The sequence below is a fragment of the Weissella koreensis KACC 15510 genome, from assembly GCF_000219805.1.
In the GTDB taxonomy this organism is placed as follows: Bacteria; Bacillota; Bacilli; order Lactobacillales; family Lactobacillaceae; genus Weissella; species Weissella koreensis.
The window spans coordinates 872105-887061 of record NC_015759.1 but is presented as its reverse complement, the minus strand read 5'-3'; the positions used below and the strand labels follow the sequence as shown (position 1 = coordinate 887061).

Genomic DNA, 14957 nt, shown 5'->3' with positions numbered 1-14957 from the left:
CTTTAGCAACTTTAATTTTTACTTTATTATGCCTAAATATTAATCAATTTCATCTTTAAAAAGTTCAAAAATACATTTTATTTATATCAAAATATATTTTTATCGATTATACTATAACCCATTAGATATTTGTTGAATCTATTATTTTAACGTATGATGGACATATACATTCCGTTACTTTTTAACACAGGATCAATGGAGGATAAATTTTATGACTTTTAGTTTTAACAGTGAACCCGTAACAGTCCCTGGCAATCAACCTAAACTGGGTATGAAACTTCCAACTTTTAATGTCGTAGATGCCCAAAATCAAACTATCTCAGCCCAAGATTTATTAATTGATAAACCTTTATTAATTAGCGTTGTTCCTAATATCAATACTTCCGTCTGCAGCTTACAAACTAAGCATTTCAATGAAACTGTTGATCAACATCCTAATGTTAACTTCGTAACTATTTCAACTAATACTGTGGAAGAGCAGTCAAATTGGTGTGCCGCCGAAAATGTTGAAAATATGAAAATGCTATCTGATGTTGCCCATCATTTTGGCGACGCGATGGGGCTATATGTTCCAGAATTAAAATTAGATTTACGTTCAGTCTGGATTATTAACCCCAATGGAACGGTTAAATACTCAGAGATCTTACATGATCAAGGACAAGAACCGAATTATACTGAGGCACTTAAAAATATCTAAAAAAATACAATGTGAATTAAAATTATTTAAACAAAAAAAGCCGAGACAAAATGTCTCGGCTTTTTTATTAACCAAATTTAATTCTTACAAATTCATTGAATTTTCAATATCTGAAATTGAAGGAATACTTGCCCCTTCTTCAGTTGTTGAAACAACTGGATCAGCATCAAGCTTTGGTTTTACTGAACGATATTCTGGCATTCCAGTTCCCGCTGGGATTAGCTTACCAATAATAACGTTCTCTTTCAATCCGATCAAAGGATCATTCTTTCCACGAATAGCAGCATCAGTTAAGACACGTGTTGTTTCTTGGAAGGAAGCCGCTGAAAGGAATGAATTGGTCTCCAATGAGGCCTTCGTAATTCCTAACAAAACTGGACGAGCTGTTGCTGGTAACTTACCAGACTTCAAAACAGGCTCATTAGCCTCACGGAATTGAGCGATATCAAGCAAAGTTCCTGGCAACAATTCAGTTGCTCCTGGATCCATCACACGAACCTTACGCAACATTTGACGTGCCATAACTTCGATGTGCTTATCACCAATTTCAACTCCCTGCATCCGGTAAACTTGTTGAATTTGTTCAACAATATAGTTTTCCGTTGCCATCGTATCACGAACTTTGATAATTTCCTTTGGATCAGCTGATCCTTCACTAATTGTGTTTCCACGGTGAATGTGATCACCTTCAGCAAACTTCATACGTGCAGACATTGGAAGAGTATAAGTACGAGTATCAGTCTCGCCCTTAATAGTAACTTCCTTAGTCCGATCAGCTGGATTTTCTTCAATTGATTCGATAATTCCTGATACTTCAGAAATTTGAGCTTGTCCCTTAGGGTTACGAGCTTCAAAGATTTCTTGCACACGAGGAAGTCCCTGAGTGATATCATCACCGGCAACTCCACCTGTGTGGAAAGTACGCATTGTCAATTGAGTACCAGGTTCTCCGATTGATTGGGCAGCAACCGTACCAACGGCTTCACCAATTTCAACCACATCACCAGTAGCCATGTTACGTCCATAACAGTGAACACAGACACCGTGTTCAGTATTACAAGTAAAGGCTGAACGAATATTAACCGTCTTAACACCTGCAGCATCAATTGCCTTGGCGATATTTTCATCGATCAAACCGTTATGTGCAACAATTACATCCCCAGTTTCAGGGTTTACAACTGTCTTTTGAGCATAACGACCAAGTACTCGATCATACAATGGTTCGATAGTTTCATTTCCATTCATAATGGCTGAAACGTCAAGTCCACGATCAGTATCACAATCCAATTCACGAATAATAACGTCTTGGGCCACGTCGACCAAACGACGAGTCAAATATCCAGAATCGGCCGTCTTCAAAGCCGTATCGGTCATTCCCTTACGAGCTCCGTGGGTTGAGAAGAACATTTCCAAAACGGATAGACCTTCACGGAAGTTGGCAATGATTGGCAATTCCATGATTTTTCCATTAGGAGCAGCCATCAATCCACGCATTCCAGCCAATTGAGTAAAGTTAGAAATGTTACCACGAGCTCCAGAATCTGACATCATAAAGATGTTATTATCTGGTTCGAAGTGTTCAATCAGCTTTTCAGTGATATCATCTTTAGCCTTGTTCCAAATATCAATAACACGCGTATAACGCTCATCATCGGTGATCAAACCACGACGGAATTGCTTTGAAACTGTTGCAACCTTAGCATGGGCTGCTTCAATAATTTCAGGCTTTTCCTTCAAATCGGTAACGTCGGCAACCCCAACTGTCAAACCAGACTTAGTTGACTCAGCATAACCTAAGTCCTTCATTCGGTCCAATAGTAGTGAAGTTTCTGTAACCTTATAGATCTTGTAAACTTCCGCAATAATATCTGACAAGTAACCCTTCTTAAAGGCACCATAGATAGGAGTATTATTCATATATTCATGAATATCTTGTCCTGGTTCCAAGAAGAACTTATCATCAATTTTCTTCAAGTTATCTTCAGTCGGTTCATTCAAATATGGAAAATCAACTGGCAAGATATCATTAAAGATTAACTTACCAACAGTGGTAACCATAATCTTGCTACGTTGTTCATCCGTAAATGGCTTAGCAGCATCAAATGAAGACGTTTTAACTCCCACTCGTGTATGCAAGTGAACATACTTGTTTTGCAAAGCAGTCTGGGCTTCGTTAAGATCACTAAAGATCATTCCTTCACCCTCACGACCAGCTTCTTCAGTCGTTAAGTAGTAGTTTCCGATAACCATGTCCTGTGATGGGGCAACGATTGGCTTTCCATCCTTAGGTGCCAAGATGTGGCCAGCAGCAAGCATCAACAAACGAGCTTCAGCTTGAGCTTCATCAGACAATGGCAAGTGAATGGCCATCTGGTCCCCGTCGAAATCGGCGTTATAAGCTTCGGTAACCAAAGGATGCAAACGCATTGCCTTACCAGAAACCAAAACTGGTTCGAACGCTTGAATTCCCAAACGGTGCAACGTTGGGGCACGGTTCAAAAGAACAGGATGTTCTTTGATCACGTCCTCCAAAACGTCCATAACGTCTTCATCCTTGCGATCAATCTTACGCTTAGCAGCTCGGATATTGCCAGCTAATTCACGTGAAACTAATTCTTTCATGATGAATGGACGGAAAAGTTCCATTGCCATTTGAACTGGCAATCCCATTTGGTTCATCTTCAAGAAAGGCCCAACGTCGATAACTGAACGTCCAGAATAATCAACACGCTTTCCCAACAAGTTTTGACGGAAACGTCCTTGCTTACCCTTAAGCATATGTGACAAAGACTTTAATGGACGATTTCCTGGTCCAGTTACGGGACGACCACGACGACCGTTATCGATCAAGGCATCAACCGCTTCTTGTAACATACGCTTTTCGTTTTGTACGATAATTCCAGGAGCGTTCAACTCTAACAAACGCTTCAAACGATTATTTCGGTTAATAACCCGTCGGTACAAATCATTCAAATCAGATGTGGCAAAACGGCCACCTTCCAATTGAACCATAGGACGCAAATCAGGTGGAATAACTGGAATTACATCCATAACCATCCAATCAGGATTGTTTCCTGACTTTACAAAGGCTTCAATGATATCCAAACGTCGAACTGCACGAATACGCTTTTGACCAGTGGCTTCACGCAAGTCCGCCTTCAACTGCTCAACTTCGCCTTCCATATCAGCATTTTGTAACAATGTACGAATTGCTTCGGCTCCCATTTGGGCTTCGAAACGGTTTCCATAACTAGCTTTATTGTCACGATATTCACGTTCTGACAACAATTGCTTAGCAACTAATGGTGTATCTCCACCATCTGTTACAACGTAAGAAGCAAAATAAATTACTTCTTCCAATTGACGGGGTGACATATCAAGAACTAATCCCATACGTGAAGGAATACCCTTGAAGTACCAGATATGTGAAACTGGTGCGGCTAATTCAATGTGACCCATCCGTTCGCGACGAACCTTTGATGAGGTAACTTCCACACCACATCGATCACAGACAATTCCCTTATAACGAATTCGCTTGTATTTACCACAAGCACATTCATAATCCTTAGTTGGTCCGAAAATTCTCTCATCAAACAACCCATCTTTTTCAGGCTTAAGTGTTCGATAATTGATCGTCTCAGGCTTTTTTACCTCACCATAAGACCAGCTACGAATCTTATCTGGACTTGCCAAACCGATTTGCATGCTTTCAAATTTATTGACATCAATCAATGTTTTGACCCCTTTCAATCATTCCTTATATTCATATGAGGTTTAACTCATTATTTATTAAATTAATCTGCTGCTGGGACGTCTTTTTTGTCGCCCTCATCTGCAAATTCCTTTGCTAAACGTTGAGCTTGTGCTGTTGCAACTTCAATGTTGACGACTGTGTCATCCTCATCCATATCCCGCAACTCGATTTCTTGATGATTTATATCAAGAACCTTCATATCCAAACCAAGTGATTGTAATTCTTTCACCAACACACGGAATGATTCTGGCACTCCAGGCTTAGGAATTTGTTCACCCTTAACAATAGCTTCATAAGTCTTAACACGACCAATAACGTCGTCGGACTTATAAGTCAAAATTTCTTGCAAAGTATGTGCTGCCCCATAAGCTTCAAGGGCCCAAACTTCCATTTCTCCGAAACGCTGTCCTCCAAATTGAGCCTTACCACCCAAAGGTTGTTGTGTAACCAATGAGTAAGGGCCGATTGAACGTGCGTGGATCTTATCTTCTGACATGTGCGCTAACTTCATATAATGCATGATTCCAACAGAAACACGCTTATCAAAGGCTTCTCCAGTACGACCATCATACAAAACTGACTTTCCATCAGCTGGTAATCCGGCTTCCTTTACGGCTTCCCAAATATCTGAGTCACGCGCCCCGTCAAAGACAGGTGAAGCAATATGGATACCCAATTCACGAGCAGCCATACCTAAGTGAAGTTCCAAAACTTGTCCAATGTTCATACGTGAAGGCACACCCATTGGTGACAACATAATGTCAATTGGTGTTCCATCTGGCATGTATGGCATGTCTTCTGAAGGAACAATTACTGAAACTGTTCCCTTGTTTCCGTGACGACCGGCCATCTTATCACCAACTTGAATCTTACGACGTTGAGCGATATAAACACGAACCATCCGGTTAACACCAGGGGCCAATTCATCTCCGTTTTCACGTGTGAAGACTCGGACGTCTTGAACAACTCCGCCCCCACCGTGTGGAACCTTCAATGAAGTATCACGTACTTCTCGAGCCTTCTCACCGAAGATGGCATGCAACAAACGTTCTTCAGCTGAAAGTTCTGTTACACCCTTTGGTGTAACTTTTCCAACCAAGATGTCACCATCTTCTACTTCAGCTCCAATACGGATAGTTCCATCTTCATCCAAATTCTTCAATTGGTCTTCACCAGTATTTGGAATTTCACGTGTGAATTCTTCAGGGCCAAGTTTTGTATCACGAGCCTCTGATTCATATTCCTCAATGTGAATTGAAGTATAGACATCATCACGAATCAAACGTTCGTTAATAATGATGGCATCCTCAAAGTTATATCCTTGCCAAGTCATAAAGGCGATCAATGGATTTTGTCCCAAAGCTAGTTCACCTTGTTCCATTGAAGGACCGTCAGCAATAACTTCATCAACATCAACATGATCTCCAACACTAACGATTGGACGTTGGTTATAATTCTTTCCGGCGTTTGAACGACGGAACTTCATCAACTTATAGTTATCTAGTGAACCATCTTCACGACGAATCCGAATTTCGCGACCATCAACATATTCAACTGTTCCGGCGTTACTTGCGATCATTGCAACACCCGCGTCATGGGCGGCCTTATATTCAATTCCAGTTCCAATTAATGGAGCATGGGGCTTGATCAAAGGCACAGCTTGACGTTGCATGTTGGCTCCCATCAAGGCACGATTTGAGTCATCGTTTTCCAAGAATGGGATCGCAGCAGTGGCTACGGCTACAATTTGTTTAGGTGAAACGTCCATGTAATCGACTTGGTCAATTGAAACTTCCAAGTTTTCATCCCCACGACGAGCCAAAACAGTGTCAGTAGCGAATGAACCATCTTCATTCAAAACTGAGTTTCCTTGTGCTACGGTGAAATTATCTTCTTCATCGGCCGTCAAGAAGTCAATACGGTCTGTAACTTTGTGATCAGACCATGAAACACGACGGTATGGAGTTTCAATAAATCCATATTTATTAACTTTTCCATAGGTTGCCAAAGAATTGATCAACCCAATGTTAGGTCCTTCAGGCGTTTCGATTGGATCCATTCGACCATAGTGCGTATAATGCACGTCTCGAACTTCATATCCAGCACGATCACGAGTCAAACCACCAGGTCCAAGGGCTGATAGACGACGCTTGTTGGTCAATTCACCCAAAGGATTTGTTTGGTCCATGAACTGTGAAAGTTGTGATGAACCGAAGAATTCCTTAACTGAAGCAACCACTGGACGAATATTAATCAATTGTTGTGGCTTCACTGTTTCAGGATCCAAAGTAGTCATTCGTTCACGAACAACACGTTCCATACGGGTCAAACCGATTCGGAAAGTGTTTTGGAGCAATTCTCCAACTCGACGAATACGACGATTTCCCAAGTGATCAATATCGTCAACGTTTCCAATTCCATATGAAAGGTTTAAGAAATAATTCATTCCAGCGATGATATCAGCTGGTTGAATAGTTCGAACCTTTGGATCAATTTGACCATTTCCAATAATTGGCAAGTTCTTTTCAGGATCATTTGGATCCATTACCAAAATTGTTTGCAAAGTCATTGGTGTGTTTACAACAGCATCATCAGATGGTGTATAAGTTGTAGTCTTGAAATCAGGATTTTGAAGATAAGGCTTCAATTGTCCTAAGACCTTCTTATCAACAACCGTTCCCTTTGGCGCAATTACTTCACCAGTTTCAGGATCTGCCAAAGTTTCTGCCAAAGTCAAACCGAGCAAACGGTTCTCCATAGCCAACTTTTTGTTGATTTTATAACGACCAACTGGAGCCAAATCATAACGCTTTGGATCAAAGAAACGAGCAACCAAAAGATTTCGTGACGCATCAACCGTCGTTGGCTCTCCTGGACGCAACTTTTCAAAGATGTCCTTCAAAGCTTCTTCAACTCGTGAATCTTCCATAACTTTGTGCACATCTTTTTCAAGAGTCAAATTGATTGAATCATATTGATCTCCTAAGATTTGCAAAACTTCATGGTCTGATCCATAACCCAATGCTCGTACTAATTCAGTAACTGGCAACTTACGTGTTCGGTCAATTCGAACATAGCTAAGTCCCTTGGCATCGGTTTCATATTCCAACCAAGCACCACGTGATGGAATATAAGTAGTTCCATAACGAGGACGTCCGTTTTTATCATTTTCAACGTTGTAATAAACACCCGGTGAACGCACAAGTTGTGAAACGATTACTCGCTCTGCTCCATTAATAATGAAGGTTCCACTTGGCGTCATCTTTGGGAAATCACCAAAGAAGACAACATCTTCTTGAATTTCTCCCGTTTCATGATTTGTTAAACGAAGCGTAACTTCTAAGGGTGCTGAATAATTAGCATCGTGCATACGAGCTTCTTCAACACTATATTTTTCATCCTTTAATCTGTAGTCAACGAATTCAAGGGTTAACTTACCTTGATAGTCTTCAATTGGCAAAATATCGTTAAATATCTCACTCAATCCTTCATCCATAAACCAGTCATAGGAATCTTTTTGAATTGCAATCAAATTTGGCAAGTCCAAGACTTCTTTAATCCGTGCGTACGAACGACGTACTCGGTGCTTACCATACTTAACTAAATGATGTTCTGCCAAGTTTTCCACCTCACTCTAAATTTTGGTCTGCTGTGCACCAAATGAAATATTACTGTTTAGTTACAAATCGTGTATTTCACCCATTTTTAAGCGCAAAAAAGATAATAACGCTTATTTTATCAAAAGCGCTATTATCCTTGCTATAAAGCCATTTGGGGACAATATTTCCTAAATAACTTTTTAAATACACAGTTAAACTAATCTAAATATAACAGTTTTGACTGTTTTTTTCAACCTGTTACCCTTATACCAAATCCAATTCAATAAACCAGATAGCAATTTAACTTAATCTTATTAATTTTTAACCATTTCTTTTTTCATCGGTTTAACAGTGATGGTAATTTCATCTTTCTTAGCACCCAAAGTTACCTGATCATTGACGGTAATTTTTCCTGCTAACAGTTCTTCACTCAAACGATCTTCAACTAAGTTTTGCAAAGCCCGACGAATTGGTCGTGCCCCATATTCTGGATCAAATCCAGCTTTAGCCACAACTGAAATTGCTGCGGGCGTCATTTTAACCTTGAAGCCTTGATTGGCAATTCTTTTAATCATTTGATCCGCCATCAAGCGAACAATTTGTTGAACTTCTGACTCAGCCAAAGATTGGAAGACCACCACTTCATCAATTCGATTGATGAACTCAGGGCGGAAGGTCTCTTTTAAAGTCTTCCGCATGACGTTGTTCATCTTTTCAAAATTACCAAAGCTATTATCAGCCCCAAATCCAACCGACTTTTCATCACGGAGTCGTGTCGCTCCCAAATTAGAAGTCATAATAATGATTGTATTTCTAAAATCAACCTTACGTCCCTTTGAATCGGTCAAATAACCATCATCAAAGACTTGTAACATTAAGTTATAAATATCAGGATGTGCTTTTTCCGCTTCATCTAATAAAACAACTGAATATGGATTTCGACGAACTTTTTCTGTTAACTGTCCACCTTCATCATAACCCACATATCCTGGTGCTGATCCAATCAAACGACTTGTTGAATATGACTCCATAAATTCAGACATATCAACTCGAATCATATTATCTTCTGAGCCAAACATTGTTGCAGCCAATGCTTTTGCCAATTCAGTTTTTCCAACCCCTGTTGGTCCCAAAAACATAAACGTTCCAATTGGACGATTTGGATCTTTCAAACCTGAACGAGCACGTCGAATTGAACGAGCGATAGCGGAAATAGCTTCATCTTGACCAATCACACGTTCATGCAATTCTTTTTCAAGATTCAAAAGTCTTTGTTGTTCACTCTTTGTCATCTGTTGAACTGGAATTCCTGTTTGCTCAGCCAAAACTTCAGCAATCATCTCTGGTTCAACTTTTAAACGATCACTTCCCGTCGTAGCCTGTTCTTGGCGATAGTTATCAAGTCGTTTCTTTTGCGTCATTTCTTTCTTACGAATTTGGGCAGCTAATTCAAAATCAAGCTCTTCTAAAGCTTGATCTTTTTCAGTACGTAACGCTTGCAACTTAGCTTCTAACTTAACCAAAGGAGTTTTTACCCCCATTTGATCAATTCGTACTTTTGCGGCCGTTTCATCCATTAAATCAATTGCCTTATCTGGCAAGAAACGATCTGGGACGTATCGACTTGATAACTTTACTGCTGCTTTAATTGCATCATCTGTAATCTCAACCTGATGATGACTTTCATAACGTGATTTTAGGCCACGTAAAATCTCCACTGCATCAGCTTCACTAGGTTCATTGACCATTACTTGTGCAAAACGACGTTCCAAAGCGGCATCGGTTTCAATATACTTTTGATATTCATTTAACGTCGTGGCCCCAATGGTTTGCAGTTCACCACGTGCAAGAGCTGGCTTTAAAATATTAGAAGCATCAATTGCCCCCTCTGCACCGCCAGCACCAATTAACGTATGTAATTCATCAATAAACAGAATTACTTTTCCATCTTGATGAATTTCTTCGATAATCTTTTTCAAACGATCTTCAAATTCACCACGGAATTTTGTTCCTGCTACTAATGAACCCATATCTAACATCATCAGACGCTTACCAAGTAAATCAGCTGGGACATCACCTTGGGCCAATTTTTGAGCCAAACCTTCTGCAATTGCTGTCTTACCAACACCTGGTTCACCAATCAAAACTGGATTATTTTTAGTTCGGCGGGCCAAAATTTGGATCACTCTTTTAACTTCATCAGTCCTACCAATCACAGGGTCCATTGATCCTGCATTAGCTTGTGCCGTTAAATCACGTGCTAACCCATCAAGTGTTGGAGTTCCACCTTGTTCTTCATTATTTTTATTCCGGCGTCGATCGCGTTGTGGCTTTTCTTCAATCCCCAACATCTGAATCACTTGTCGGCGAACATCATTTGGATTAACTTCTAACTCAAATAAGATTCTTGATGACAAAACACTTTCATCAGCCAATAGGGCCAACAAGATATGTTCTGTTCCAATTTGATTGGCATTAAGTCTTTGAGCCTCTTGAGCTGCTAAGTTTAAAATTTCAGCCGCTTTTGGTGAATATGGTCGAAAAGCTAAGTCAGATCGTTTTGCATTTCCATAACCAATAAACCCTTCAACTGTTTCTTGCAAAGATTCTATTGATAAATCAAATGAACGTAAAACGTTGCTGGCAACACCATCATATTCTAAGACAAGTGCTAATAATAAATGCTCAGTGCCTACCGCTTGGTGTCGAAAATAGCGTGCTTGTTCCTGCGCCAACTTCAATACATTTTGTGCACTTTGTGTGTAATCTTCTGCCATGTTTATTCAACCTCCTGAATAATTTCAAACCGTAACCGTTCAATGAGTTCTCGCATTAAATGCGCCCGCAGTTGATCACCTTCTTCTGCACTAACACGATTCAGACTTGCTGGTCGGAATAATGTTGAAATCAGTTCAACTTCACACTGGGACATTAATTGCATCTCTTGAATAATTTGTAATAATTCTTGACTAGCTTGTACCGTGATTTGGGATGGTATCATCTTTAAAACCGCCACTAATTGATACGCTCGATCGTTTTCATCAATGCGTGTTATTTTAATATAACCATTCCCACCCCGTTTTGAATCAACTAAATAACCGCGGTGCGTGGAAAAACGAGTTCGTAAAACATAGTTAATCTGTGAAGGTACCACTTCAAAACGTTGTGCCAATTCGGCTCTTCTAATTTCAATTACCGATTGAACTTGCAACAATTGAAGTAAATACGCTTCAATAATATCCGTCATATTCTTAGAAGACATATCGTATTCCTTATTTTTAATTTAAATTAGCTTAATTTTATCATTTTTAGACTTAAATTAATTAAAAAACAAACATTTTAATTATTAAAAACCCTAAATATTGAAAAAGTTTAACCTACTCTAACGTTTAAAGCTTAAAAAAAGATAAAACGACAATAAAAGAGATTGGAAATCCAATCTCTTTTATAATAAGATATTAATGCACCTAGCAGGAGTCGAACCTGCAACCTTCTGATTCGTAGTCAGACACTCTATCCAATTGCGCTATAGGTGCAAAATAATTGTGGGCTATCATATTTATCAAGCCAATGCCGACTACTGGAATCGAACCAGCGACCTCTTCATTACTAGTGAAGCGCTCTGCCAACTGAGCTAAGTCGGCTTGATAGATATAAAATGCGGATGACAGGAATCGAACCTGCACGTCACAAGGACACAGGAACCTAAATCCTGCGCGTCTGCCAGTTCCGCCACATCCGCATAGATGTTTTACTGTAGTAACCGAAACAACTTATATATCATAACAACTATATTGCAAAGTGTCAACGATATTTTATAAATTAATTTCAATTTGTTTTAAAGCAGCAATCCATTTACGTGTTTGTGAATCTAAAGAACTCTTGTCACTCGCAATAGCTTGATTTAAGTATAACACCTCAACAGACTTCCAAGCAACCCCTTCTTCATTTAAAAAACTTTTTTGAAGATCACTAATCTGAGTGGCTTGTAATTGTTGCAATTTTTCAGGCTGGTTTCGATATTGTGCAGCAAACCAGTTCAAAGCTAAATGCTGAGTAACAATTTCATCAAAGGTTTGCAAACTTACATTCACCATAATAAGCCGATCTTTTAGTGGTACAGCCGGAACTTCACGCTTTAAAAATTTCATAAAATTTGTTTTTTGAAGACTTAAAATATAATAAAACTGCCAAGGAACTTGATTACCAATAGTTTTAAAGCTTTGTTCCAATCCATCCTCTAAATTCCATATTGTTTGTGTTCCAAATTGGTCAATTAGGATATTCAAAAAGCGCAGCATAGTTTCTTGAATCACCCACACTGGTTGTTTTTGATTCATCAAATGATATCGGACTGTTAAAAAGTCAGCGATTTTATCATTCATAATAGTTTTACTATTATGATCCAACTGTCGTCTGGCGACATTTTTTTGTTGTTTCATTTGATTGACTTGTGCGAATTTACCCTGCTTAACCATTCCCAATTTCCTTTCAAATAAAAATGAGGTCGGGACAAAAAGATCCCAACCTCCCTCTATAAAATCATTCTAAACTCCGAATGTCGGGCTCGAACCGACGACAGCACGATTAACAGTCGTGTGCTCTACCAACTGAGCTAATTCGGAATAATTGTAACCTGACTACAACTTTATATTTTAATGGTTTATCTTATTGTTGTCAAATACTTATTATTCTTTGTTCATATCCACTGTTTTTTACATTAGTTTTAATTATACTTCTATAATTAATAAAATTAACAAATAAAATTTAAACAACAAAAATGTCGTATAAAAGTTAGATAAATATCCAACTAATATACGACATCTAAGAACGAGTTTTATAACACGTATTTCATTAACTCCCAAAATTTAAAGCATTATGTGGAAGGCTAATTTTTATAATACAGAATATAATTTCCCCAAATTATATCTTAAAAATTAGTTCTTCTTTTCCATGGCATGACCACCGAATCCATTACGCAAAGCTGATACTACTTTTCCAGTAAATGTGTCTGCTTGTAATGAACGGTTACGCATCATCAATGAAATTGCGATTACTGGGGCTGGTACTTGGTTATCCAAAGCTTCTTCAACAGTCCACTTTCCTTCTCCAGTTGCTACCACACGTCCTGTAATGTCATCCAACTTAGGATCCTTGCTGAATTGTTCTTCAGCCAATTCCATCAACCATGAACGAACAACTGATCCGTGGTTCCACAAATGTGCTACCTTTTCCAAATCATAGTCAAATGGTGAAGCTTCCAAAATTTCGAATCCTTCTCCAATCGCTTGCATCATTCCATATTCAATTCCGTTGTGGACCATCTTCAAGTAATGTCCTGATCCCAAACGTCCTGTGTAAAGGTATCCGCCTTCTTGTGCGATTCCTTCAAACAATGGTTCCAAAATCTTCCATGCTTCTGCGTCATCTCCACCGATCATGAAGTTTCCACCGTTACGGGCTCCGTCCATTCCACCTGAAGTTCCAGCATCGAATAACTTGATTCCTGCTGCTGTTGTACGCTTATTTTGTTCTAAGTTATCCTTGTAATTTGAGTTTCCACCATCAATGATGATATCTCCAGCATCCATCTTTGAAATTAATTCATCGATAGTTGAGTTAGTTGGTGCTCCGGCTGGAACCATAACCCATACAACCTTTGGTGATGGCAATTGCGCCAACATATCCTCGATTGAATCTGCACTAGAGATCTTATCTGAGTAGTCAGTTGCTTTTTTAACAAAGTCTTTGTTTAAGTCAAATGCGACAATTTCATTACCATTGTCTACTGCATTTTCTGACAAACCAAGACCCATTTTACCAAGACCGATCATTCCTAATTTCATCATTAATTACCTCTTCTTTTATTATGACTCTATTATATGAAATATCTTTACTTAAAGCAAGGGTTTTATATGTAAAAAATTTACAAAACGCTTATATTCCTTTTATACTCTCACTCTCGCCTCTAAATAGTGTAAAATAAAAGGTAAATACTATAATTCTTATGAATCGAGGAAAAACATCATGGCACAAAGTGGATTTTCCAGAATTCGTTCGTTTAGAACTCAATTAAACGGTTCGGATGCTAAAATTGCTGATTTTATCTTAACGCACGAAGAACAAGTACAAAGTATGACAATTCAAGAAATGGCCAATGCAACTTCTCTTTCGACCGCGACCATTTCACGATTTGTAAAACGTATTGGCTACAATTCCTTCCGTGAATTTTCATTGAGCTTAGCCATTTCAATGCCTAATGATAATACTTTCTTTGGTGAAATTAACGAAGATGATGATACCCATCATATTATTAAAAAAGTATTTTCAGGAGCACAAAATGCACTTAGTTCAACCTTAGAGGTTCTAAATGAAGATAATATCTCCACGGCCGCTAGTTGGATTTCTTCTGCAAGAAAAGTTGGCTTCTTTGGGATAGGTGGTTCTTCATTAGTTGCCTTCAATGCTTACCATAAATTTTTAAGAACCCCCATTGACGGTTTTCAGCATCCGGATTACGATATCCAGGTCATGGAGGCTGTTCGGATGACAAACAAAGATGTCGCAGTGGTGATTTCACATTCTGGTCGTAATCATGATACTTTGTCTGTCATGCAACATTTACAAGCTCACGGAGTAAAAATTATCGCTATTACAGCTTTCCCAAATTCTGAATTAGCTAAAAATGCAGATTTAGTACTATCTAGCGCAGCTGAAGAAGTTAATATTCGGAGTGAATCAATGTCATCGTTGATCGCTCAACTAACAATCGTTGATACCCTATTCACCCTCGTCGGGGTTCAAATGGGTGATAAAACAACCGCTGTTTTGAAAGAAATTCGTCAGGCCATTGATCAAACTCGTGATTAAATCAAATAAAAAAAGCTATTAATGCACCGAAATGTAT

At 38.9% G+C, this 14957-nt stretch carries 8 protein-coding genes and 4 tRNA genes; 2 read left to right on the top strand and 10 right to left on the bottom strand.

Annotated features, from left to right (window positions below; translation table 11 throughout):
* The first annotated feature begins 211 nt into the window (after positions 1-211).
* On the top strand, positions 212-697 hold the full coding sequence (locus WKK_RS04260; RefSeq protein WP_013989574.1) for a thiol peroxidase: 486 nt from the start codon (positions 212-214) through the stop codon (positions 695-697).
* An 84-nt stretch (positions 698-781) separates the two neighbouring features.
* Here WKK_RS04260 and rpoC read toward each other — a convergent pair whose 3' ends face one another.
* From rpoC to gnd, 10 genes are all read right to left on the bottom strand, one after another.
* The gene (rpoC, locus tag WKK_RS04255; RefSeq protein WP_006844871.1) at positions 782-4429 is read right to left on the bottom strand and encodes a DNA-directed RNA polymerase subunit beta'; all 3648 of its coding nucleotides are present in this window, start codon (positions 4427-4429) and stop codon (positions 782-784) included.
* A 62-nt stretch (positions 4430-4491) separates the two neighbouring features.
* On the bottom strand, positions 4492-8079 hold the full coding sequence (rpoB, locus tag WKK_RS04250) for a DNA-directed RNA polymerase subunit beta (RefSeq protein WP_173677182.1): 3588 nt from the start codon (positions 8077-8079) through the stop codon (positions 4492-4494).
* A 285-nt stretch (positions 8080-8364) separates the two neighbouring features.
* Complete coding sequence (locus tag WKK_RS04245; RefSeq protein WP_013989573.1) at positions 8365-10827, bottom strand: ATP-dependent Clp protease ATP-binding subunit; 2463 nt, start codon at positions 10825-10827, stop codon at positions 8365-8367.
* 2 nt (positions 10828-10829) lie between these two features.
* Positions 10830-11312 (bottom strand): CtsR family transcriptional regulator, encoded by a 483-nt coding sequence (locus WKK_RS04240; RefSeq protein WP_013989572.1) that lies wholly within the window; start codon positions 11310-11312, stop codon positions 10830-10832.
* 200 nt (positions 11313-11512) lie between these two features.
* A tRNA-Arg gene (locus WKK_RS04235) sits at positions 11513-11586 on the bottom strand.
* 35 nt (positions 11587-11621) lie between these two features.
* Positions 11622-11694 (bottom strand) — tRNA-Thr (locus WKK_RS04230).
* 15 nt (positions 11695-11709) lie between these two features.
* Positions 11710-11792: transfer RNA gene (locus WKK_RS04225), tRNA-Leu, on the bottom strand.
* 73 nt (positions 11793-11865) lie between these two features.
* Positions 11866-12492 carry a hypothetical protein gene (locus WKK_RS04220; RefSeq protein WP_242821435.1) on the bottom strand — a complete coding sequence of 209 codons (627 nt, stop codon included), beginning with the start codon at positions 12490-12492 and terminating at the stop codon, positions 11866-11868.
* A gap of 110 nt (positions 12493-12602) precedes the next feature.
* Positions 12603-12675: transfer RNA gene (locus tag WKK_RS04215), tRNA-Asn, on the bottom strand.
* 312 nt (positions 12676-12987) lie between these two features.
* Complete coding sequence (gene gnd, locus WKK_RS04210) at positions 12988-13896, bottom strand: phosphogluconate dehydrogenase (NAD(+)-dependent, decarboxylating) (protein WP_006844866.1); 909 nt, start codon at positions 13894-13896, stop codon at positions 12988-12990.
* A gap of 181 nt (positions 13897-14077) precedes the next feature.
* Here gnd and WKK_RS04205 point away from each other — a divergent pair, with 181 nt between their 5' ends.
* Complete coding sequence (locus WKK_RS04205) at positions 14078-14920, top strand: MurR/RpiR family transcriptional regulator (RefSeq protein ID WP_006844865.1); 843 nt, start codon at positions 14078-14080, stop codon at positions 14918-14920.
* Positions 14921-14957 lie beyond the last annotated feature (37 nt).